This window comes from Gordonia sp. (in: high G+C Gram-positive bacteria) (assembly GCF_049647785.1).
Lineage (GTDB): Bacteria > Actinomycetota > Actinomycetes > Mycobacteriales > Mycobacteriaceae > Gordonia.
Map to the genome: position 1 here is coordinate 74,773 of NZ_JBARYI010000078.1, position 20,794 is coordinate 95,566.

The window sequence follows — 20,794 nt, forward strand, 5'->3', positions numbered from 1 at the left end:
AACGAGTCATCACCTGGGCAATCAGCGCTCCGTCAGTTGTAAATGTGGTCCACTGGCCACGTGACTTTGACGAAACGTTTGCTGATTGCCGCGGCGACGGCGGTCCTCGGGCTCGCTGCGGTGTCGACTAATCCGTTGGACGGGTTAGGGACTGCCGTGGCGAGCCCTGCCATTCCCGGGGTTGGCCCGGCGGCCACTTCCCTAATGCACGGCGATCCGGAATCGACAGACAGCACGCCGTTCCGCGGACCGGGGCGAACGGCGCACCTGGCCGCGTCAAGCTCGCCGGGCGGAGTGTGCGCGGCAACGTTTGTCGGCTCCGACGGCTTCCCGATTTCCCTGTGCACCGCTTACGTGGCGGGGGACCCGCCGCAGGTCGCCACTCCCGTGGTCACCTTGTTCAACCCGAAGAATGCCCAGGTTCTGGCACGACTGCCGCTGACAAAGGGGCAACTGCTGGGCGGGGTTTACGGGTTCCTCGATAACCACGACCGCGTCGTCGTGGCGGATGGATCGGGCAAGATCCTCCGTGTCGGGCACCATCGCACACCGAGTGGGTGGAAGCTCAGCGTCGACAAGGCCACCGACGTCTCGAAGTATCTCGGGAACGACGGGATCACCGGCTTGGCCCCCGACTACCAGGGCCGGACCTGGTTCGCGACCACCAAGGGCGTGATCGGAACGGTCCTACCCGACGGTCGTATCGGTACCACCCGCCTGCCGCGGGGCGAGGAACTGGGTAACGGGCTGACGATCCATCGGTCCGGTGCCTCTGTCCTCACCACCCATGCGCTGTACGAGATGACCGCCGACGCGAACGGGGTTCCGCAGACCGTGTGGCGGCGAAGCTACGATCGCGGCACCGCACGCAAGCCCGGTCAGCTGACCTGGGGTTCGGGAACCACGCCGACGTATTTTGGCCCCGGCGGTGATGGCTGGGTCGCCATTGTCGACAGCGCCGCAACGCCGGAGTTGATCGTCTACAACTCGTCCGACGGGTCGCAGGTGTGCCGCATGCGCGCATTTAAAGCCTCACCGCAGGGCACCGAGAACTCGCCGATGGCGAAGGGCAACAGCCTTGTCATCCCAAGCACCTACGGCTTCCAGTATCCGCCGATGGCGGTAAACGGCGGTAATAGCGTGCCAGCATTTGCTGGTTTCCGCGGCGGCATGACCCGCATCGATGTTGCGGACGGGAAGTGCTCGCGCGTTTGGGAAACAACGACTGACCGGATGGCGACCCTGCCACGACTGTCGCGGGCCGACAACCTGATTCACGGCTTGGCTTACGGTCCCTACTCGGCGGTACCGCAGCAAGTTGGTCCGGTGAACTATGTCGCCATCGACTTTGAGACCGGCCGTCGCGTCGTCACCCGACAGGTCGGGGCTGCACCGCTCGACGAGCCGATGCAGTTGACCGGAATGATCGGTCCCGGCGGCGTCCTTTGGCAAGGGACCATAACCCGCATGCTGAAAGTGACGCCCTAGCGTGCGCGCTTAGCGTCGTCGGCTGGGCGATCCGGTGGTAGGCAGATCTGCCATGATCTATGGCATGACCACCCCCGGGTCGCCCGACGGCGACATGCCCGACGACGACCGGTTACCAACGCAGGCCGAACTCGACGCCCAAGATCTTGCTGAGATCGCCCGGAAATCGAAAGACCGCAATCTCGCCAATCGGTATCCGACACGGCCGGAGGACCCCGGACCGGCGCCCATGGAGTTGCTTCGCGATGCGCGGGTCCTGTGGTGGATTGCGGCGGCGGCCTGCCTGACGTGGGTTGTTTACGGAATCGCAAACCTGGGGATGCTTGAAGAACTCATGGCCGTCCGACTCCGCCCGGGTCTGGAAGAGGTCCCCGGCGTTGACCCGGATTCCAAAGCCCTGTCGATGGCATCGTTCTGGACCCCGGCCCTCCTCATTGGCATGCCGGTGTTCACTGCATTGAGCTATCCGCTGCTCGTCGGCATCGTTAAGTTCAACAGTCGCAATGTGCGCAGCATCTATGTCGCAGTCTTAGCTGTGGCGGTGCTGTTCACGATTGTCGGTGCCGACCTGCTCTTCAACTACCCGGAAATTTCCGTGGTCTGGCGGATCATCGCGTGGGTCGAGTGTGGCGCACTGGTCTTGTCCGCGCTCGTGACGATGCGTCGCGCGCCCAATGAATGGCTTCCGAAGACCTCATTGGTTGTGAAGCCCTTCCGGGCCTCGCGCGACGAGTAGGTTGGATAGCGGCGTGGATTTCACGCGATCTGACCGCATCTGAAGGAGAATGAAATGACCGTGTCCCCCGTGTACCACGTTTCGTCAACCTCTACCGGAGGTGGTCGCGACAGCGAAGTGGTGTCCGAATCGGGCCGCATCGATCTGGAACTTGCACCGCCGGTCGAGATGGGCGGCAAGGGCGACGGAAGCAACCCCGAGGAACTGTTTTCGGCAGGCTACGCGGCCTGCTTCATGGGGGCACTTCGCCTCGTTGCCAAGAACGCGGGCGTGGCCGTCCCCGACGACGCCGCAGTGAAGGTGACCATCGGAATCGGCAAGGACGACGTCGACGACGGCTTCGGACTCACCGCCGATATCGACGTTTACCTGCCCGGTTTGGAGACTGGCGCAGCTTCCGAATTGGCCCAGGCCGCACACGGTTTTTGCCCTTACTCGAAGGCCACTCGCGGAAATATTGCGCATAAGGTCACGTCTCGGGTGTAATCCCGGCACCTCCGCGCGGGTGTGGCGCGCTTCCGGTGTGACCGGTGGCACGGCCTCAGTGTGATTGGCGGCACGGCGCCGGGTACCGTGAACTCTCGTGAGTAACTTGGCACTCGTCGCGGCCGCTGGAATTCTGGCGGTCACCATCGCGACCATCGCATATGTTCGATACCGCCAGAACGAAACGGTGGTCCTGCGTCGTGACGCCGATCTCGCTGCCACGCTGCGCGAGTTGGCGGGCACCGATGCCGCTCGACTGGCCGCCGTCGACGAATTCGAGATCGGCCTCTACGAACGGCTCTTTTATAGTCGGGCGATCGGGCCGCGTGCCCGCTCGGCCGCCTGGGCTCTTCTCGCAACGGTGCTGACCATCGCCGCGGTGATTGCTCTCGACGGTCAGGACAACATCGTCAGCGTCGTCGCATGGGCGTGCTCGATTGTCCTGGCCGTCGCGTTCGGGATCGCCGCGGTCGTCTTTGCGGCGCTCGCTGGCTATTCGGCGCTGACGACGCCGCGCGTGTCGTTTGCCGATTCATACGCCGACGAGGCAACAGGTTCGGACGCGTCGGGCGCCGACTTGTAGTGGCGCGCAACAGGACCGGATCGACTCGTTCGCGGGTGATCGGCGCGGGTGCGATTGGCCTCGCGGTCGTGGTGCTGGTGGCGGCATCCGCCGTGTCGGTGGTTGCTGATAAAACCACGCCAGCACGACTGGTCGATGGCTCGGTCGAGGTTGTGGCCGAACCTGGTGTGCCGGACTCCGTGTTGGTGAGCCGCACGGTATTCGCGTCGTCGTCGACGGCAGTGGTGGTGGCGCAGGCGGCCAACGCCAGCGACGTCCGGGCCGCCGCCGACCTCGCGCGTGCCAAACGGGTCCCGGTCTTCGTCCTGGCTGAGAGCACCGCACCCGCCGTGTCGACCGAGTTGCGCAGGCTCGGCGTTACCCAAGCGGTGCGCATCGGTGCCGCTACCGCACCTGTCGACGTCCCGGAGACCACCGACACCGATCTGCCCGGCGACGCGGTCAGTACCGGTAGCGGAACGCTGGTGCTGCTGGCCGACTCGGGCAGCGACACGGTCGCTGCCGTGGCAACCGCCGAAGCAGGTGCCGCAGAGGTGATTTCGATGCCGGTCGCGGACCCGCGGAGTTCCGGTGAGGCCCTCGCCCGAATGCGCGCCAAGCCGGCCATGCCGGTTCGCGCGATTGGCGCGAACTTCGGCACCGTCGAGCAGTTCAAGCAGCAACTCAACCTGGCACGGAATGTCCAGGAGCTTCCGGGCGGCGGTCAACTGATGTTTCCGTCGCGTCGCGTCGTGGCACTCTACGGATCGCCCGGGGCCCCCGAGTTGGGCCCGCTCGGCCGCCAGAGCATTCCCGACTCCATCAAGAAGGCGAAGGCCCTGGCCGCCAAATACCAGAAGTTCTCGCCCGTGCCCGTCGTGCCTGGATTCGAAATCATCGTCACCGTCGCCTCGGCCGAACCTGGCCCCGGTGGCAACTACACCTCGGCGCTCGACGTTGAGAAGATTCGACCGTGGGTCGACGCCGCAGGCAAAGCTGGCGTCTACGTGACGCTCGATTTGCAGCCCGGCCGGATGAACTTCCTTAAGCAGGCCAAGATGTACCGCGACTTGCTGCTGGAACCGCACGTGGGGCTGGCGCTCGACCCGGAATGGCGCCTCAAACCCAACCAGGTTCATCTGACCCAGATAGGTTCGGTGGCACCCGCGGAAGTCAATCAAGTTTCGACGTGGCTGGCCGACATCGTCGCGTCCCAGAACCTGCCGCAGAAAGCGTTGGTGCTGCACCAGTTTGACGCCGATATGCTCGGCGACCGGAGCAAAATCGACACCCGCCGGCCGGAGTTGAGCTTCGTGATCCACGCGGACGGTCACGGTGTCCCCAGCGTGAAGATGGAAACATACCGTCGAATTGTGGCGGGGATACCGCCACGCACCTGGCTGGGGTGGAAGAATTTCTATACCGAGGACAAGCCCATGTTCTCTCCACGGAAGACGATGGCTGTCGACCCGGTACCGTATTTCATTTCCTACCAGTAGGAGGCCGACGATGGCCGTGTCAGTCGAAGAATTGTCTGCGGTTCCGGAGGCCTCGAAGCGACGCAGTTCGCTGGGACTCCTTGCTGCCCAGGACGCAATGCGTCTGCCGGATCTGATTCCCGTTCGCTATCACCGGATGTCGGCGACTCCGTTCACGTTCTATCGCGGGGCCGCCGCCGTGATGGCGTCGGACCTTTCGCTGACTCCCACAACGGGAATCATCACGCAGTTATGCGGCGATGCACACCTGAGTAACTTTGGACTCTTCCGGTCGCCAGAGCGAACCATGGTGTTCGACCTCAACGACTTCGACGAGACTCACCCCGGTCCCTTCGAATGGGATGTGAAACGGCTCGCCGCCAGCGTCATGGTCAGCGCCCTCCAGAATGGCAGCGATGAGAAGGAGGCGCGCCGAGCGGCCAAGCATGCTGCTCGGGCCTATCGGGAAGGCATGATCGCCAGCGCTAGCGAGACCGCGATGAAGTGCTGGTACACGCGGGTCGACGCGGACGATGTGATGGTCGATCTCGGAAACCGGTTCGATGTCTCGGTGTCGGAACGGACCCAGAAGGCGCTCGCGAAGGCCCGTCACCGAGACAGTGCGCGGGCACTTTCTAAACTCGCCTACGTCGATGCCGATGGACCGCATATCAAGAGTGACCCGCCGCTGCTGATGCCCGCATCGGAGATTGTGACGACCCTGTCGCGGGACGAACTCGATGCCGAGTTCCTGGAAGGGTTCGACCGCTACCGGCGGACGCTGCCGGCGCACGTTGCCGAACTGTTTTCCCAGTATCGCTTTGTCGAAGCGGCGCGCAAGGTGGTTGGCGTCGGCAGTGTCGGTACGCGGTGCTGGGTATCGCTCTTCGACGGTGCCATGGGTATTAGTGACCCGTTGATCTTGCAGCTTAAGGAAGCGTCCCAATCGGTCCTCGCGCCCTACGTGCGGGGATACCACTATGAGCACCAGGGCAATCGCGTCGTCTTCGGGCAGCAGTTGCTGCAAGCTTCCAGCGACATCATGTTGGGTTGGGTGCAGACAATGGTGTTCGTTGGCGGTCGCAGCGCAGACTTCTATGTCCGTCAGTTGCGAGACGGCAAGGGTTCGGTAGTCGTGGAGGCGTTGGAGCCGAAGGGCATGCGGTACTACGCGCGATTGTGCGGCACCGTGATGGCGCAAGCCCACGCCCGAACGCCAGCTCGGCTAGAGATCGCCGAGTACCTGTCGGATGCAGGCAAGCGATTCGATTCCGCGATCGCCGATTTCTCGGTCGAATACAGCCGGGTCAACGTTGCCGATCACGCCGGACTCATCGGAGCCATCAGCGACGGCAGCGTCGATGCTGTGTCACTCGGGCCAGACGCCTGACCAGCCGATTTTAATCTTTCGACCCACTCGTTGTAGGCTACTGGAGGCTACAACACGGGGTATGGCGCAGCTTGGTAGCGCGCTTCGTTCGGGACGAAGAGGTCGTGGGTTCGAATCCCGCTACCCCGACGCTTTGGTTGAGAAGCAGTAGAGGCCCCCGGCCTGCAGAAATGCGGACCGGGGGCCTCCTCGTTTGTCTGGAGGTCAGTGCTGGCGCAAACGTAGCCCGGCTGGATCAACACCGACCTTGGTGGGCTCGAGGCCAAACTCACCGGCGTTGGCTTGCAGTCGCGATTCCGGCGCTACGGCGTTACGTGATATGAGTGCTATGTCCTATATTTGATTACATTCTTGCGTCGTTTCTGAGAAAGCCCAGGTTAGTGTGACCCGGAGTCTTGTTTTGTCCCGGCGTGCCTGGTTGACTAATTAATGTTCCGCTCGCGCTAACTGCTGCAAGCGGAACCGCGTGTTCGGTGGGGCGCTCTGGGGAGGGTAGTGAGCCGAACAAGCGAGAAGGCGACTCGTCCTGCTCCTGTCTAAGGGGAGGGAGCTGGACGAGTCGCTCTCTTCTTTTCGCCCCGAAGTCGGGTGCTGTGCAGGCTACCCGAAGTCTTCGTGAGGAAGTTCGCGGATCACGCGCGCCGGATTGCCGGCAGCGAATACGTGGTCGGGCAGGTTACGAGTCACCACACTGCCCGCGCCCACGACGGTATTTCGACCGATGCTGACACCTGGGCACACGATGACGCCACCGCCGAACCACACATTGTCGCCAATGCTGATTGGTGCGGCCGACTCCCACCGCTCCCGTCGGGCTTGGTGATCTTCCAACGGATGTAATGCGGTCAGCAACTGCACTCGTGGGCCGATAGAACAGTCGTCGCCGATCGTGATCGGCGCGCAGTCGAGCAGGACGGCGTCGTAATTGAGGAAGCTATTGGAACCGATGGTGATGTTGAAGCCGTAGTCGCACCGGAAACGCGGCATGATCCAACTGTCGGATCCGAGGCCACCGAGGCGGTCGGTCAGGATCGCGGTTCGACGCGCATCCTCATCGGACCCCACCGCGTTGAACTCATCGCACAGGTGCCCGCACGCTTTGCGCAGGGCCACCAGTTCCGGGTCGGCATCGGAGTACCGTGCACCCGCAAGCATTAATTCCAGATTCGACCCGAGGCTCAAGTCAGCTGATTCTCCAGCTGCGGCAGGGACTGCTCGATGGGGCTTTCGCCGCCACCGTGCGAAATTGGGGTCAACGTCAAAAGGGTGGCTTCTGGGCGGCACGCGAATCGCGCTGGCGCATACGGTGACGTCCCCAAACCTGCGCTGACGTGAAGCTTCATGGTGGACCCCCAGTTGGAGACGCCCTTCACTCGTGAACGGTCGAGGTGGCAGTTGGTGACCACTGCGCCGTATCCCGGGACGCAAAGTTGGCCGCCGTGTGTATGGCCAGCCAGCACGAGGTCGTAGTCGTCGGCGGCAAAGGCGTCGAGCACCCGCGGCTCAGGGGAGTGGGTCAAACCCAAGCGCAACTGCGCCAGCGGGTTGGGACGGCCAGCAATCACGTCGTAACGATCGCGTTCGATGTGTGGATCGTCGACCCCCGCCGCCACCACGCGCACGGACCCAACTTCGAGTTCGCGGACCGTATGCGTCGCGTCAAGCCAGCCGCGCTCGGAGAAAGCAGCCCGCAAATCTTGCCACGGCAGCGGCTCGCCGTGGGTCCGGACGTGATTCTTCTTGAAGTACTTGAACGGATTCTTCGGCTTTGGGCCGAAGTAGTCGTTGGATCCGAAAACAAACAATCCCGGACGGGCCAACAGGCCGCCGAGCGCCTGCACGACGGCGGGCACAGCGTTCGGGTGGGCCAGATTGTCGCCGGTGTTGACCACGAGGTCAGGCTCAAGGCGGTCCAACTCGGAGATCCACGCCTGCTTGAGCCGCTGGTTCGGCATCATGTGGATGTCGCTGATGTGCAACACCCGCAGCGGCGATGAGCCGGGTTCGAGGACCGGGAGCGTGGCATGCCGGAGGGTGAACGCATTTCGCTCGATCATCGTCGAATAGACCAACCCCGCGGCCGCCGCGCCCGCTCCGCCAGCAATTACGCGGGCCAGCGTCGAAGGGTCACGTGGGGGAGGGACCGAGGCAGCGCCGAATCCAGGAACCGAAACCATTAGCTCAGGATACGCGTTGGCTAGCCTTCTGGAACTTCGATGACCACCGGGCCGACGCCGGGGACCTGAACGGTCTTCTCCGCAGGCGGGCCACCGTTGGTCGCGGTCTTCCCTCGGCCATTGCTCACGTACATGGCGATGGTGCTGCCTGGCATTGCGCTGTCAGACGGTGCGGTGAACACGACGGTCCCCTTGGGGCGGGGACTGTCGACTTCAAGCTCGGTGACCTTAAAGCCGGCCTCCTGAAGCCGCGATGTGGCCTGACTGACGGGCAGGCCGCTGACCTGGGGGATTCGTCCGCGATCACTGCCGGAAACGAACCGCGGATCGGTCGGCGGCAAGTTAACCGGACCAAACTTGGTCGCGATCGGTCCCATCATCGAATACCAAGTCCGAGCCGGTTCCATACCGCCGTACAGGTCGCCGTCACCACACTGGCGCAACGGCGAACTGCAGATGCCCGCCGGATGCGAACCGTCGTTGTAGGTGTAGACGGCGGCCGCCAGCCGGTTGGTGAAACCGAGGAAGGCCGACGAGCGGTGAGCTTCGGTGGTGCCGGTCTTACCGGACATCGGCAGACGCCAACCGGCGGCTCCAGCCGCGGCCGCCGACGTGCCGCCGCCACGATCGTCTTCGCTGAGCGCGTTGGCGAGCGTGTTCGCCAAACCGGCTTCCACCACCTGTTCGCACTTTGGCGGACTAAACGGGGCGTTAACCATGACTGGCTTACCCGCCGGATCCATAATCGCGTTGCTGTACTGGTCGCGCTTAACCGTCTGGATCGACAGAATCGGATTGGGTGGGCACCAGGTGCCACCCGAGGACAGGGTGGCCGCCACGTTCGACAATTCCAGCGCGTTGACCGCGAACGGTCCCAGCGTGAACGAACCGAAATTGCCCTTCTTGACGTACTCGGCGAGGCTTTGCTCGCTCACCCCCGACGTACCGGGCTGGTTGTACGACCGCAGGCCCAACCGGACGGCCATATCAACGGCGGGTTTAACGCCAACCTGCTGCAACAACTGCACGAACGTCGTGTTGGGGCTCGTCGCGAGTGCCTGCGTGACCGACGCGGCAGGCGGATAGGGGCCAGCGTTCTTGACGCAGTAGGCATTGGCCGGGCACCCGAACGCTCCGTTGCTGTTGCCCATGCCGAAGACGGCAATGCTCGGCGGAATCGGCAACACGCTGCCGATGCCCATGCCCTTCTCCATCGCGGCCGCCGTGGTGAAGATCTTGAAGACCGAACCCGCGCCGTCACCGACAAGCGAGAAGGGCTGCGGTTGAACAGTTTCGTTCTTGTTCGCATCGAGGCCGTAGTTGCGGCTCGACGCCATCGCCAGCACATTGTGCGAATTTTTACCCGGCTCCACGATGCTGCTGACCGTGGCAATGCCATCGGTACTCGGTGCCGTCAGTTGCTGTGCCGCGCGGACCGCGTTGCCCTGCACTTCCGGATTCAGGGTGGTGCGGATCAGGTATCCGCCGCGCAACACCTGGTTGCGGGGGATGCCGTTCTCGGCGAGGAACTGCAGCACGTAGTCGCAGAAGAAACCGTTATTGTTGGCGGCGATGCAGCCCTGCGTCGGGGTTTTCGGGGCGGGAAGCACACCGAGCGGCTTCTGCTTGGCCGCTTCAAACTCGGCGCGGCGCTCCGGAAAATTCTCGATCATGGTGTCGAGCACAGTGTTTCGACGGGTCATCGTCGCCTGCGGATCGGTGTACGGGTTCAGGCCGGAACTGGACTGGACCATGCCAGCCAGCATCGCCGATTGCTCGACGGTCAATTCCTTAGCCGAATGCCCGAAGTACGTCTGTGCGGCCGCCTCGATACCGTACGCATTGTTGCCGAACGGGACCACGTTTAGGTAGCGCGTGACGATCTGCTTCTTGGCGTCTTGCTTTGCTGCAGCATCGTCGAGGCCTTTTTCTCGTTTGGCCTGGTCGATCAGGGTCTGCTCAAGCGTCAGTGCCATCCGGACTTCACGCAGCTTACGGGCCGGGGTGGTCTCGATTGCCGCCTCGCGTTCGGCTTCGGTGCGGGCCAAGACAAGAAGTTGGTAGTTCTTGATGTACTGCTGATCGATCGTCGACGCGCCCTGCTGGACTTCGCCGGACGACGAGTTCTTCAGCGCCGCACGGATTGTGCCCTTCCAGTCGACGCCGTCGTGCTCCAGAAACCGACGGTCCTCAATGGAGATGATCGCGCGGATCATGTCGGGCGAGATGTCGTTGTAGCCGACCTGGTAGCGGTACTGGTCAAACAAGATGGCAATCGGCGCGCCGTTGGCGTCGGTGACCGTTGTGACTTCGGGAATCGTGCCACCCAGCAGTTCCGATGACGAATTTTCCATCGTGGCCGCCGCGCGATTGGACATGACACCCATGCCGACGGTGATCGGAAACAGCAGTCCCGCTACCAATATCGCAGCCATCACGATGGAGATTGCTAGGCCTGCGAGGTTCGAAGTCTTGCGCACGTTGGACACGATACGTGGCATCGGCCACCTAGCGCCGCATCCACCTGCGCCAACGTGTTTCGGGAAGGAAAATTCACCGGCACCTTAACTGACCGACTTGCGCTGTATCGGTGACCTCAATAGATTGGAGACGTGAGTTACCTAACAAAGGGGCTCATATTTCGGTTCGAATCACAGCAGGATCTTATGCACGGGCCACACCAGGTGCGTGTCGATGGGTTTGTGAAAGGCGGGATCGCGCAATGACTCTGGCGCCGTTGTCCACCGTTGACTCTGAAGCTCGACTGGCTTGGGTTTCCCAAGCACGTTGCCGTGGGGGTGACCCGGACGATCTCTTCGTCCGTGGAGCTGCCCAGCGGAAGGCCGCAACAATCTGCCGGCACTGTCCGGTTCAACTTGAGTGCGGCGCAGACGCCCTCGACAACCGCGTCGAATTCGGGGTGTGGGGTGGAATGACTGAACGCCAGCGTCGCGCGCTGCTGCGTCAGCATCCCGAAGTCACCTCGTGGTCGGACTTCTTCGAAAACCAGCGTCGCCGTCAGCGTCTCGGCGCTGTCCAGAACTAAAAGTAATCAGGCCCGGCAATCGCCGGGCCTGACGCCTTTTAGCTTCAGCTGTTCTCGCAGGTGAGTGCGGCTAGCCCTTGCTGGTGATCTGCTCTGCCACGGCGCGCAACGCGCTGGCATCGGCCACCTCGAAGGGGAGGGCGGGCACGCCGACCAGGGGCACGCTCGGATGCGACGAGGTAAACCGCTGCAGCAGGCGAACTTCCCGCTGGGCGGTGGCGGCACGCTCCGCGTGAATCTTCAATACGCCGCGGGTCAACTCGTCGTCCACCGTGGTCATCGCCGTTTCTGCGGCGGCGGCGGGCAAGCTCGACAGCGTTGGATGCGTCCGGTTCACCACCAGGCCCGTCAAGGGCATCGAATCCTTCGACAGTCGCTCCACAAAAAACGATGCCTCACGCAGGGCGTCGGGTTCGGGGGCGGCGATCACCACAAACTCGGTACCCGGCGTCTTCAACAGCTCGTATGTGCGGTTCGCGCGTTCCTGGAAGCCGCCAAACATTGAGTCGAGCGACTGCACAAACGTGGCGACGTCGCGCAGGATATCTCCGCCAACAATTGTGGCGATGCCGCGCATGGCCAGGCTCATTGCCCCGGTCAGGACGCGACCAACTCCGCGGCCACCGCCAACCAGCATCTTCATCAGACGCCCGGACAGAAATGACCCCAACCGCTGCGGCGCGTCGAGGAAGTCCAGCGCATTCCGTGACGGCGGCGTGTCGACAATGATCAGGTCCCAGCGGTTCTCGCCAAGGAGACGGCTGAGTTTCTCCATCGCCATGTACTCCTGCGTTCCGGAGAACGACGACGCCACAGTTTGGTAGAAGCTGTTGTTCATGATCGCTTCGGCGCGCTCGGGCGTCGAATGCTCAATGACCATGTCATCGAAAGTGCGACGCATGTCGAGCATCATGGCGTCCAGCGATCCGGTCGCGGTCTCGGCGATGGTGTCCAGCGGGACGGGCTGAGGCTCGTTGGTGAGCTCGTTCATGCCCAACGACTGCGCTAGCCTGCGGGCCGGGTCAATCGTCAAAACGGCGACCTTGCGACCACTTTCGGCGGCATGCAGGGCCATCGCGGCGGCGGTGGTGGTTTTGCCGACCCCACCGGAACCGCAACAAACAACCACTCGGGTATTTGGGTCGGCGAGTACCGCACCCATCTTCAAATCAGGCATGGCTTAGGCCCCCGTCTTCTTCAACACGGCCGAAAGTTCATAGATTGCACCCAGATCGACCCCGTGTTCGACGGTCGGCAGTTCCACCTGGGCGGCGTCGACATCGTCGAGTTCGGCTCGAGCAATGTATTGGGCTTGCAGCCGCGCTGCGTAGTCGATGGTTTCGGTCAACAGGCCGGCCAAATCATCGTCCGACAGGTGCACACCGACCTCGGCGAGACTCTTCTCAATCCGCCGCGAGTCGATCCGACCTTCGGCAATGGCGTCGGCCTCGTCCTCTGGCAAGTAAGCCGGGTTGACCCGGTTGATGACGATCGCCCCGATGTTGAGGTCCTTCGCCCGCAATTCGGCGACCGCCTCGATCGTTTCCTGGACCGGCATCGCCTCAAGCAGCGTGCACAGGTGAACCCACGTATCCGGTGAATGCAGCAGCGCCGCCACCGACTCGGATTGGTTTCGGATCGGTCCGCTCTTCGCGAGGTCGCGCATGGCGGTCGTCACGTCGAGGAAGTTGCCGATGCGGCCGGTCGGCGGGGAATCGACGACGATGGCGTCGTAGAGGCGTTCCCCCTGCTTGGTGGTCGCGATGACCCGTTCCTTGATTTTGCCGGTCACCAGCACGTCCTTGAGGCCCGGCGCCACGGTCGTGACGAAGTCGATCGCGCCGACCTTCTTGATGGCGCGCCCGGCAAAGCCCAGGTTGTAGAACATGTCGAGGTACTCCAGGAGCGCATGCTCGATCTGGAGCGCCAACGCCCACACCGATCCGCCGCCATCCATCGCGACCAGCTCAGTGTCGGTCGGGGGGAGCGGGGGCACGTCGAAGAGCTGTGCGATCCCTTGGCGTTCCTCGCATTCCACCAAGAGGACCTTCTTACCGTTGGACGCCAGGGTCAACGCCAGGGCTGCCGCCACTGTCGTCTTACCGGTGCCACCCTTACCCGACACGAAATGCAGACGTCCGTCGCGGGCTTGAACCGGCCATTCACCGATGCCCGCGTTGGGCCGCTCTACGTTCTCAACTTCGTTGACCACGCCGCTCACCTTATCGACCGTGTCTACTGCAGCCGCGTCTAACCGATAAGGTTGGGGGTATGAGTGCAGTTACCGCTTGGGAATACGTCACAGTTCCGCTGCTTACGCACGCGACCAAACAGATCCTCGATCAGTGGGGAGCCGACGGATGGGAACTGGTGAGCGTTCTTCCCGGCCCCACCGGTGAGCAGCATGTCGCCTACCTCAAGCGCGCAAAGGACTAACCCCATGGCAGCACCTTGGTCAGCACGACTCGCCGAATTGGGGATCGAACTCCCCGCCGTTGTAAAGCCGGTCGGTAGCTACACGCCAGCGCTGCGTGTCGGCGACCTCGTGTACACCTCGGGACAAATTCCAGTGTCCGGCGGCGAAGTGATCATCCAGGGCAAGGTCGCCGACGGTGCCGAAGGCGAAGTGTCCCCAGAGCAGGCCAACGAAGCCGCACGACTCTGCGCCCTGAATGCCCTCGCCGCCGTCCACGCTGAAGTCGGAATCGACTCGGTGGTGCGGGTCATCAAGGTCGTCGGGTTCGTCGCGTCCGCGCCCGGCTTCTCCGGACAACCCGGTGTCATTAACGGTGCCTCTGACCTATTCGGCGAAATCTTCGGCGAGGCTGGCGTCCATGCCCGCTCTGCCGTCGGCGTCGCCGAACTGCCGCTCGGAGTCCCCGTTGAAGTGGAGATCATCGTCCAGGTGCGATGACCGAAACCTCGAATGACTGACACCGCTGCTGGCGCTCGCCGCCTCCGTACTTCCGCCGCGCCGGAAGAACAGGAGTCGGTGATTCTGGCGTCTGCACGACGCGAATTTTCCGAAGTTGGTGTGCGTCGCGCCAGCATGGATGCGATCGCCAAAGCCGCGGGCATCTCGCGCAGCACGCTGTACCGCCGGTTCCCCAACAAAGACGTCCTCCTGTCGAAGGTTGGCGAACTGATCGCGATCGAAACGCTGCAGCGATTGGCGATCGCGGTGCACAACCTGCCGCCGCGTGACGCGGTGGTCGCGGCTTTCGTCGAATACACGCGCTTCGTCGGCGACGACCCCCTCGTGCGCCACCTGCTCGTCGAAGAACCAGAACTCGCCGATGTGATGATGGGCCGATCCTCGCGCGGTGCCGACGAATTTCTGGAACGCTCCACCCTCACGGTGGCGAGCACGCTGCGCCAGACCGGTGCCAGGATGCCAGACACTGATCTCGAATTGGTCGCCGAGCACCTCGTGCGGATCGCGTTCTCGCTGACGCAGGTCCGGACATCGCGCCTTGATCTCGCGAACCCGGCGACCATCGAGAATTACGCAACGAAGTTCTTGGCACCGCTCGTCTTCTGAGTCGCAGACGCCAGGCGGCCGCCAGTCGGCCCGCCGGTGGCTATCCTTGATGAATGTCCTCCGAAGCGTCAAAGACCCCGCCCGACAACGGCTCTGAAGCGACTGTCGTCGATGAGGCAGCGTCGAAGCCCGTGCACCCCGCCTACGGTGTGGTCCGCGAAGTCACACCGTTCGCGTCGGTGATCCTGTGCCGCAACCCGGGTTCGTTTGAACTCGACGGCACCAACACCTGGATTTTGCGAGCGCCCGGCTCGCCCACCGCGGTAGTCGTAGATCCGGGGCCCAAGAAGCACGGCAAGCATGTTCGCGCGGTCGTTGAAGCCGCGAGCGTCGTCGAACTAGTGCTGATCAGCCACCGGCATCACGACCATGTTGGCGCATGCAAGAAGATGCGGAAGCTGTCGGGTGCGCCCCAGCGGGCGTACTCGAACAAGTACTCGGTGGGTGCAGCACGCCTGCGAGACCGGGAGGTTATCCACGCGGCCGGGCTGAAGATCACCGTGGTGCACACGCCCGGACATACCGCCGATTCGACGAGCTTCCTCGTCGAATGGGAAGGTCAGCAGGCAATCCTGACGGCCGACACCATTCTGGGATTTGGCACCACGGTGCTCGATCCCAGCGATGGTTCGCTGAATGATTACTTCAATTCGCTGAACCGGCTGCTGGTGGAAGCCTCCGATGCGGTGCTGCTCCCGGGCCACGGGCCCGACCACCCGACGCTCGGCCCGATTGGTCGCTATTACAAGGCGCACCGCGAGGAACGTCTCGCGCAGATCGTCACGGCGATTGAAGCGATGGGCGTGACCCCGGAGAAGGCGAAACCGATGAAGGTGGTCCGCACGGTGTACGCCGACGTGGACAAGAAGCTATGGCCGGCCGCCCGCATGTCGGTGAAAACGCAGTTGGAGTACATCCGCACGCTCTAACCCGGGTTTTCGCCCTCCATCGTACGCCCGCCCGGCACTTTTCTGTCACGAACAGCGGATTTGGATCGGCACAACCGTCACCGATCGCGGTGATCGGTGACGTTCTGGTCGAATCGTGACAGAAAAGCGGTTTGGAATGGGGTGGGTTGGGGCAACAAAAATGGAGTGAAGAACCGCGCGGCGACGGCACTACACTCCATTTTTGTTTGTGGCTAGCGGGCGCGGCGGGCCAGACGCTCGGAATCGGCGATCAGGACGCTCTTGCCTTCAAGGCGAAGCCATCCGCGCTGGGCGAAGTCGGCGAGGGCCTTGTTCACGGTCTCACGCGAAGCTCCGACCAGCTGGGCGATCTCTTCCTGCGTGAGATCGTGCGTGACGCGGAGCGCGCCACCCTCCTGGGTGCCGAAGCGCTGCGCCAACTGCAAAAGCTGCTTGGCGACACGACCGGGGACGTCGGTGAAGATGAGGTCCGCGAGGTTGTTGTTGGTGCGGCGAAGGCGACGAGCCAAAACGCGCAGCAACTGCTCGGCGATTTCCGGACGGTCCTTGATCCACTTGCGGAGTGCATCCCGGTCCATCGTGACCGCACGCACCTCGGTGACAGTGGTGGCCGACGACGTACGCGGGCCTGGGTCGAAGATCGACAGTTCGCCGAACATGTCCGACGGTCCCATGATCGTCAGCAGGTTCTCACGGCCGTCGGGTGACCGGCGGCCGAGCTTGACCTTGCCGGACAGAATGATGAAGAGACGATCGCCGGGTTCTCCCTCGTGGAAGATTACATGCCCACGGGGGAACTCAATGGGCTGGAGTTCCTTTGCGAGCGCTGCGACGGCAGTGGGTTCGACACCCTGAAATATGCCCGCCCGTGCTAGTACTTCTTCCACCTAAAGAACCTCTCTCGAGAATATGCGCCGCGTCCAGTGAACACACTACGTGAAAAATCATAGTTGTTGGATTCATCACTGGTGGTATTAGTAGACAACTACCGCGCGTCCCAGTTCTATCCGGGGTGCCATTTCGACTGCGCGGCCGCGCTTTTGTGACGTTAGGAAGCGCGGGTTGCGCTTGAGCCTGTCAAATCCGATGCTCGATCTCCCGCAGGCTTTGCGCGGCGATTGCGAAGTTCATCCAACGCCGAACCCAGACCGTCCTTGGCCAGGTTGTTAACGTCGGTCGCGTCGGCGGCCTCCAGGAACTCTTCGACATGCTCGGGACCGACGCTGAGTCGGTCGAGTCGCTCTTGAACTTTTTCCATCGCAAGTGCAAACAGCATCAGCACGGCGGGGAAGAGGAGTACCGCAAAACCTTGCATGTGGACCAGTAAACACCCGGGCCTGAAGTCTCTGCCAAACCCAAACGGCCGTCGTCACCGAGTTGTGACCTGCCCGGATGTCAGAACAGGCAATTCGGTCGGTTAGACGACGGCGTCCCCGCTGGTCTTGGCGGCGCAGGTGGCAAGGGCCGCAGTCACGGCTAACCTGGTCAGTTGTGAGCAGACGTAAGGAAGAAACCAGGCTCGGCCTGGTTCGACGGGCCCGGCGCATGAATCGTGCGCTGCAGGTGGCCTTCCCGCACGTTTACGCAGAACTGGACTTCACGACGCCGCTCGAATTGTCGGTGGCCACCATCTTGTCCGCGCAGTGCACTGATGTCCGGGTCAACCAGGTGACCCCTGCCTTGTTCGCGCGGTATCCGGATGCGGCGTCGTACGCCACCGCCGACCGTACTGAATTAGAAGAACTGATCCGACCAACCGGCTTCTTCCGCAACAAAGCCAACTCGATCATCGGACTCGGACAGGCGCTCGTGTCGAAGTACGACGGTGAAGTTCCTGGCAATCTCAAAGACCTGGTGACGCTCCCCGGCTTTGGCCGGAAGACCGCGAATGTGGTGCTTGGCAATGCGTTCGGTGTCCCCGGGATCACCGTCGATACCCACTTTGGGCGTTTGGTGCGCCGCTGGGGCTGGACCCAGGAGACAGACCCGGTCAAGGTGGAGCACGCGATAGGTGAACTGTTCCCGAAACGGGAGTGGACCGACCTATCGCACCGCATCATCTTTCACGGTCGACGGGTCTGTCATGCGCGCAAGCCAGCTTGTGGAGTGTGCATTCTGGCGAAGGATTGCCCGTCGTATGGGGAAGGTCCCACCGATGTGGTGGAGGCCGCGGCCCTGGTCAAGGGACCCGAAACCGAGCACCTGCTCGATTTGGCTGGAGTGAAGAAGCAGTGAATTTTGTGAAGAAGGTCGGTCAGATTCTCAAGGAACCGGCCGCACGGGCAACGCTCGTGTTCATCATCGTCGCGGTCGCGTTGATCGCGGCTCTGTGGCCCCGGAGCACGACGCCAGATTCGGCGACCGCCACCGGTGCCAACCCGCCGACGTCGGGAATCACCGACCAGCAGGTGTCTGCCGACCAGATGGCAACGGCTCGAGCCGCGGCGGCGTTGAACCCGTGCCCCAGCGGCCAACTGCCGGTTGGACCGAACGCGGTGCTCGCGGGCGTGAGCGCGCCGTGCATGGCGACGGGCGATGAGATCAACCTCGGCGCGGTGACGGCAGGAAAGCCGCTCGTCATCAATATGTGGGCCGTGTGGTGCCTACCGTGCCGCAAGGAACTGCCGATCTTCGACGACTTCTCACAGCGGGCGGGCGAACAGCTGAACGTGATCGCCGTCCATGCGCGCGAAGGCGGAGACAAGCCGTACTTCGTTCTGAAATTCTTGGAGGAGGTCGGGGTGCATCTACCGGTCGTCACCGACCCGACGGGTGCTATTGCCCAGGCTATTGGGGCACCGCGGATCTTCCCGTCCACCATCCTGATTCGTGCCGACGGCACAGTCGCGAAGGTGATGCCGCAAATCTTCAACTCCACGGAGGAACTATCGCAGGCCGTTCGCGACAACCTTGGCATCGACGTTGGGGGCGGCGCGTGAGCGATGTCCAGGTTGGGCCAGTGGTTTCCCGCGATCAGATTCCCTCGTGGCTACATGCGGTGACCGATAACCCAGATGTCATCAGCGAGCGGGTGCTCGCCCGCGGCGGCGATCGCGCACGACTGGCGTCGCTGGCTGCGAAAGCCGGCGGGCAGCGCGCAGCGGCGGTCCTGGTTCTGATGTCCGGTTCGTTCGACCCAGACCCCAATTCGCCCGGCGGGCTCCCCGGCGACGCCGAGATCCTGCTGACCGAGCGGGCGGCCACGCTCCGCACTCACAGCGGTCAGGTCGCGTTCCCCGGCGGAGCGCGGGATCCGGGCGACGATTACCCGATCGGTACGGCGATGCGTGAGGCCGAGGAGGAGACGGGACTGTCGGGTGACGGGGTTACCATCCTGGCGAATTTGCCGGTCTTTCCGGTGCCGTCCGGATTTCAGGTACACCCGGTGCTTGCGCATTGGACGAAGCCCAGCGAGGTATTCGCCGTCGACCACGGGGAGACGGCCCGCGTCATGCGCGCAAATCTGCGGGAACTCTTGTCGCCGGAGAATCGTTTTCAAGTCAGCCGCTCCATCGTGGGTGCCACGGTCTACAAGGGCCCGGCGTTCATGTACGACGGCATGTTGGTCTGGGGGTTCACGGGCGGACTGATCGCCGCGATCAGTGAGGCCTCGGGGTGGGACGTTCCGTGGAACACCGACGACGTTCGGCCCCTTGAACAGATGATTGCTGAAACCGGCGGTCGACAAATTTCCGGGTTCGATGACCCGCCTGGCGGTAGCGATGCCAACGACGTGAACGGAGATCGATGAGCGGATCGATGTGGGTCGACCTGGTAATTCTGGCGGTGGCCCTGCTTGCGGCCTTCAGCGGATACCGACAGGGTGCGACCGCATCGGCATTGGCATTGCTCGGTGTCGTGATTGGTGCGATCGCCGGCATCCTGCTCGCGCCGATTGTTATCGAACGGTTCGACGACCCGCGCCTGCGCCTGGCGGTCGGACTGTTGCTGATCGTGGTGCTGGTGGTGATCGGTGAGGTCGCTGGCATGGTCCTGGGGCGGGCCGCCCGCAGCGGCATCCACGCGCCAGGGTTACGCAAAATCGACAGCATCATCGGGTCGGTGTTGCAGGCCATCGCCATCGTCGTCGCGGCGTGGCTGTTGGCGTTCCCGCTGCGCAGCGCCGAACAATTGAGCATCTCGCACGCGGTGGACGATTCGAAGGTGATTCAAACCGTCGACAAGGTGGCCCCGCAATGGGTACGCGACCTGCCGAATGAGTTCACCAGCCTGGTCGAGAGTTCCGGACTCAAGGAAGTCATCGGGCCATTTGGTCAGACGAGCGTTGCCGCCGTCGATCCCCCCAATCAGGGTCTCGTCAGTTCCCCCGCCGTTCAGGCGGTCCGCGGTAGCGTCATCAAGATCACCGGGGTGGCAAGTAGTTGCGGTCAGGCGCTGGAGGGTAGCGGTTTTGTCATCGCTCCCCAACGTGTCATGACAAACGCCCACGTGGTGGCGGGTACCGACACGGTCACGGTCCACGCGGCGAACGGACGTCGGCTAGGAGCGACCGTCGTTTGGTTTAACCACCGCAACGACATTGCCATCCTCGACGTTCCGGGCCTGCGTGCCAAACCGTTGACTTTTGCCGCGCAACAGGCCGAATCGGGTGCCGATGCGATTGCGCTCGGATACCCGGAGAACGGTCCTTTCACGGTGACGCCGTTGCGCGTGCGGAACGTTGTGGACCTGAGCGGACCCGACATCTATCAGAGTCCCAAGCAAGTGGAGCGGCAGGTGTACACGGTGCGTGGCAATATCCGTTCCGGCAACTCGGGTGGCCCGATGATCGCGCCGGACGGCACGGTTCTCGGTGTGGTCTTTGGTGCGGCCGAAGACCCGACCGATGACACCGGTTTTGTCTTGACCGCGGCGCAAGTTCAGCGTGACATCGCCGCATCCGAACAAAGTGATGTGCAGGTCAGCACGCAGCAGTGCGTCGCATCGTAGATAGCCCGAAG

Annotated in this window: 22 protein-coding genes and 1 tRNA gene; 16 read left to right on the plus strand and 7 right to left on the minus strand. The window is 63.0% G+C overall.

Annotation, left to right across the window (positions count from 1 at the left end; genetic code table 11):
• Window positions 1-60: 60 nt before the first annotated feature.
• The 7 genes from WBA38_RS12220 to WBA38_RS12250 all read left to right on the plus strand — a co-directional run bounded on the left by WBA38_RS12220 (window position 61) and on the right by WBA38_RS12250 (window position 6,269).
• Window positions 61-1,488 carry a hypothetical protein gene (locus tag WBA38_RS12220; protein ID WP_424322814.1) on the plus strand — a complete coding sequence of 476 codons (1,428 nt, stop codon included), beginning with the start codon at window positions 61-63 and terminating at the stop codon, window positions 1,486-1,488.
• Window positions 1,489-1,552: 64 nt separating this feature from the next.
• Window positions 1,553-2,224: a hypothetical protein gene (locus WBA38_RS12225; RefSeq protein ID WP_424297119.1), complete on the plus strand. Its 672-nt coding sequence runs from the start codon at window positions 1,553-1,555 to the stop codon at window positions 2,222-2,224.
• A 54-nt stretch (window positions 2,225-2,278) separates the two neighbouring features.
• Window positions 2,279-2,710 carry an organic hydroperoxide resistance protein gene (locus tag WBA38_RS12230; RefSeq protein ID WP_424297121.1) on the plus strand — a complete coding sequence of 144 codons (432 nt, stop codon included), beginning with the start codon at window positions 2,279-2,281 and terminating at the stop codon, window positions 2,708-2,710.
• Between the two features lie 97 nt (window positions 2,711-2,807).
• Window positions 2,808-3,293, plus strand: a complete 486-nt coding sequence (locus tag WBA38_RS12235; RefSeq protein WP_424297123.1) for a hypothetical protein — start codon at window positions 2,808-2,810, stop codon at window positions 3,291-3,293.
• Window positions 3,293-4,771: a hypothetical protein gene (locus WBA38_RS12240; protein WP_424297125.1), complete on the plus strand. Its 1,479-nt coding sequence runs from the start codon at window positions 3,293-3,295 to the stop codon at window positions 4,769-4,771. The genes WBA38_RS12235 and WBA38_RS12240 overlap by 1 nt, the downstream gene beginning before the upstream one ends.
• A gap of 10 nt (window positions 4,772-4,781) precedes the next feature.
• A complete protein-coding gene (locus tag WBA38_RS12245; protein WP_424322815.1) occupies window positions 4,782-6,140 on the plus strand; it encodes a DUF2252 domain-containing protein in 1,359 nt (452 codons plus the stop codon).
• 55 nt (window positions 6,141-6,195) lie between these two features.
• A tRNA-Pro gene (locus WBA38_RS12250) sits at window positions 6,196-6,269 on the plus strand.
• Between the two features lie 471 nt (window positions 6,270-6,740).
• Here WBA38_RS12250 and WBA38_RS12255 read toward each other — a convergent pair.
• From WBA38_RS12255 to WBA38_RS12265, 3 genes are read right to left on the minus strand one after another with little or no spacing between them, the layout of a single operon-like run.
• Window positions 6,741-7,295: a sugar O-acetyltransferase gene (locus WBA38_RS12255; RefSeq protein WP_424297129.1), complete on the minus strand. Its 555-nt coding sequence runs from the start codon at window positions 7,293-7,295 to the stop codon at window positions 6,741-6,743.
• A 23-nt stretch (window positions 7,296-7,318) separates the two neighbouring features.
• Window positions 7,319-8,317, minus strand: a complete 999-nt coding sequence (locus WBA38_RS12260) for a metallophosphoesterase (RefSeq protein WP_424297131.1) — start codon at window positions 8,315-8,317, stop codon at window positions 7,319-7,321.
• Window positions 8,318-8,337: 20 nt separating this feature from the next.
• A complete protein-coding gene (locus WBA38_RS12265) occupies window positions 8,338-10,752 on the minus strand; it encodes a penicillin-binding protein (protein ID WP_424297153.1) in 2,415 nt (804 codons plus the stop codon).
• A 287-nt stretch (window positions 10,753-11,039) separates the two neighbouring features.
• Between WBA38_RS12265 and WBA38_RS12270 the strand changes: the two genes are divergently transcribed.
• Complete coding sequence (locus WBA38_RS12270) at window positions 11,040-11,363, plus strand: WhiB family transcriptional regulator (RefSeq protein ID WP_424297133.1); 324 nt, start codon at window positions 11,040-11,042, stop codon at window positions 11,361-11,363.
• Between the two features lie 70 nt (window positions 11,364-11,433).
• On the opposite strand, the gene WBA38_RS12275 is transcribed toward WBA38_RS12270, so the two are convergent.
• On the minus strand, window positions 11,434-12,540 hold the full coding sequence (locus WBA38_RS12275) for an ArsA family ATPase (protein ID WP_424322816.1): 1,107 nt from the start codon (window positions 12,538-12,540) through the stop codon (window positions 11,434-11,436).
• A 3-nt stretch (window positions 12,541-12,543) separates the two neighbouring features.
• Entirely contained in the window at window positions 12,544-13,584 is a 1,041-nt protein-coding gene (locus WBA38_RS12280) for an ArsA-related P-loop ATPase (protein ID WP_424297137.1), read from the minus strand.
• A gap of 50 nt (window positions 13,585-13,634) precedes the next feature.
• Here WBA38_RS12280 and WBA38_RS12285 point away from each other — a divergent pair, with 50 nt between their 5' ends.
• From WBA38_RS12285 to WBA38_RS12300, 4 genes are read left to right on the plus strand one after another with little or no spacing between them, the layout of a single operon-like run.
• Window positions 13,635-13,799, plus strand: coding sequence for a DUF4177 domain-containing protein (locus tag WBA38_RS12285; RefSeq protein WP_156890486.1), 165 nt, complete (start codon window positions 13,635-13,637; stop codon window positions 13,797-13,799).
• Between the two features lie 4 nt (window positions 13,800-13,803).
• Window positions 13,804-14,277: a RidA family protein gene (locus tag WBA38_RS12290; protein ID WP_424297139.1), complete on the plus strand. Its 474-nt coding sequence runs from the start codon at window positions 13,804-13,806 to the stop codon at window positions 14,275-14,277.
• A 12-nt stretch (window positions 14,278-14,289) separates the two neighbouring features.
• Entirely contained in the window at window positions 14,290-14,904 is a 615-nt protein-coding gene (locus tag WBA38_RS12295; RefSeq protein WP_424297141.1) for a TetR/AcrR family transcriptional regulator, read from the plus strand.
• A gap of 53 nt (window positions 14,905-14,957) precedes the next feature.
• On the plus strand, window positions 14,958-15,833 hold the full coding sequence (locus tag WBA38_RS12300) for an MBL fold metallo-hydrolase (RefSeq protein ID WP_424322817.1): 876 nt from the start codon (window positions 14,958-14,960) through the stop codon (window positions 15,831-15,833).
• A 212-nt stretch (window positions 15,834-16,045) separates the two neighbouring features.
• On the opposite strand, the gene WBA38_RS12305 is transcribed toward WBA38_RS12300, so the two are convergent.
• Together WBA38_RS12305 and WBA38_RS12310 are read right to left on the minus strand one after the other, a co-directional pair.
• A complete protein-coding gene (locus tag WBA38_RS12305) occupies window positions 16,046-16,720 on the minus strand; it encodes a Crp/Fnr family transcriptional regulator (protein ID WP_424297144.1) in 675 nt (224 codons plus the stop codon).
• A gap of 161 nt (window positions 16,721-16,881) precedes the next feature.
• Window positions 16,882-17,148 (minus strand): hypothetical protein, encoded by a 267-nt coding sequence (locus WBA38_RS12310; protein ID WP_424322818.1) that lies wholly within the window; start codon window positions 17,146-17,148, stop codon window positions 16,882-16,884.
• 230 nt (window positions 17,149-17,378) lie between these two features.
• Here WBA38_RS12310 and nth point away from each other — a divergent pair, with 230 nt between their 5' ends.
• From nth to WBA38_RS12330, 4 genes are read left to right on the plus strand one after another with little or no spacing between them, the layout of a single operon-like run.
• Window positions 17,379-18,068: an endonuclease III gene (gene nth, locus WBA38_RS12315; protein ID WP_424322863.1), complete on the plus strand. Its 690-nt coding sequence runs from the start codon at window positions 17,379-17,381 to the stop codon at window positions 18,066-18,068.
• Window positions 18,065-18,772, plus strand: a complete 708-nt coding sequence (locus tag WBA38_RS12320; protein WP_424322819.1) for a TlpA family protein disulfide reductase — start codon at window positions 18,065-18,067, stop codon at window positions 18,770-18,772. Before nth ends, WBA38_RS12320 begins: the two co-directional genes overlap by 4 nt.
• The gene (locus tag WBA38_RS12325) at window positions 18,769-19,584 is read left to right on the plus strand and encodes an NUDIX hydrolase (protein ID WP_424322820.1); all 816 of its coding nucleotides are present in this window, start codon (window positions 18,769-18,771) and stop codon (window positions 19,582-19,584) included. Before WBA38_RS12320 ends, WBA38_RS12325 begins: the two co-directional genes overlap by 4 nt.
• Window positions 19,581-20,783 carry a MarP family serine protease gene (locus tag WBA38_RS12330; RefSeq protein ID WP_424297151.1) on the plus strand — a complete coding sequence of 401 codons (1,203 nt, stop codon included), beginning with the start codon at window positions 19,581-19,583 and terminating at the stop codon, window positions 20,781-20,783. Before WBA38_RS12325 ends, WBA38_RS12330 begins: the two co-directional genes overlap by 4 nt.
• Window positions 20,784-20,794 lie beyond the last annotated feature (11 nt).

Excerpts from the sequence above, each read along its gene's own strand:
- WBA38_RS12225 (WP_424297119.1), top strand. The coding sequence starts at position 1,553 with ATGACCACCCCCGGGTCGCCCGACGGCGACATGCCCGACGACGACCGG.
- WBA38_RS12230 (WP_424297121.1), top strand. The coding sequence starts at position 2,279 with ATGACCGTGTCCCCCGTGTACCACGTTTCGTCAACCTCTACCGGAGGT.
- WBA38_RS12245 (WP_424322815.1), top strand. The coding sequence starts at position 4,782 with ATGGCCGTGTCAGTCGAAGAATTGTCTGCGGTTCCGGAGGCCTCGAAG.
- WBA38_RS12255 (WP_424297129.1), bottom strand. The coding sequence starts at position 7,295 with ATGCTTGCGGGTGCACGGTACTCCGATGCCGACCCGGAACTGGTGGCC.
- WBA38_RS12260 (WP_424297131.1), bottom strand. The coding sequence starts at position 8,317 with ATGGTTTCGGTTCCTGGATTCGGCGCTGCCTCGGTCCCTCCCCCACGT.
- WBA38_RS12265 (WP_424297153.1), bottom strand. The coding sequence starts at position 10,752 with ATGGCTGCGATATTGGTAGCGGGACTGCTGTTTCCGATCACCGTCGGC.
- WBA38_RS12270 (WP_424297133.1), top strand. The coding sequence starts at position 11,040 with ATGACTCTGGCGCCGTTGTCCACCGTTGACTCTGAAGCTCGACTGGCT.
- WBA38_RS12275 (WP_424322816.1), bottom strand. The coding sequence starts at position 12,540 with ATGCCTGATTTGAAGATGGGTGCGGTACTCGCCGACCCAAATACCCGA.
- WBA38_RS12285 (WP_156890486.1), top strand. The coding sequence starts at position 13,635 with ATGAGTGCAGTTACCGCTTGGGAATACGTCACAGTTCCGCTGCTTACG.
- WBA38_RS12290 (WP_424297139.1), top strand. The coding sequence starts at position 13,804 with ATGGCAGCACCTTGGTCAGCACGACTCGCCGAATTGGGGATCGAACTC.
- WBA38_RS12295 (WP_424297141.1), top strand. The coding sequence starts at position 14,290 with ATGACTGACACCGCTGCTGGCGCTCGCCGCCTCCGTACTTCCGCCGCG.
- WBA38_RS12300 (WP_424322817.1), top strand. The coding sequence starts at position 14,958 with ATGTCCTCCGAAGCGTCAAAGACCCCGCCCGACAACGGCTCTGAAGCG.
- WBA38_RS12310 (WP_424322818.1), bottom strand. The coding sequence starts at position 17,148 with ATGCAAGGTTTTGCGGTACTCCTCTTCCCCGCCGTGCTGATGCTGTTT.
- nth (WP_424322863.1), top strand. The coding sequence starts at position 17,379 with ATGAATCGTGCGCTGCAGGTGGCCTTCCCGCACGTTTACGCAGAACTG.
- WBA38_RS12330 (WP_424297151.1), top strand. The coding sequence starts at position 19,581 with ATGAGCGGATCGATGTGGGTCGACCTGGTAATTCTGGCGGTGGCCCTG.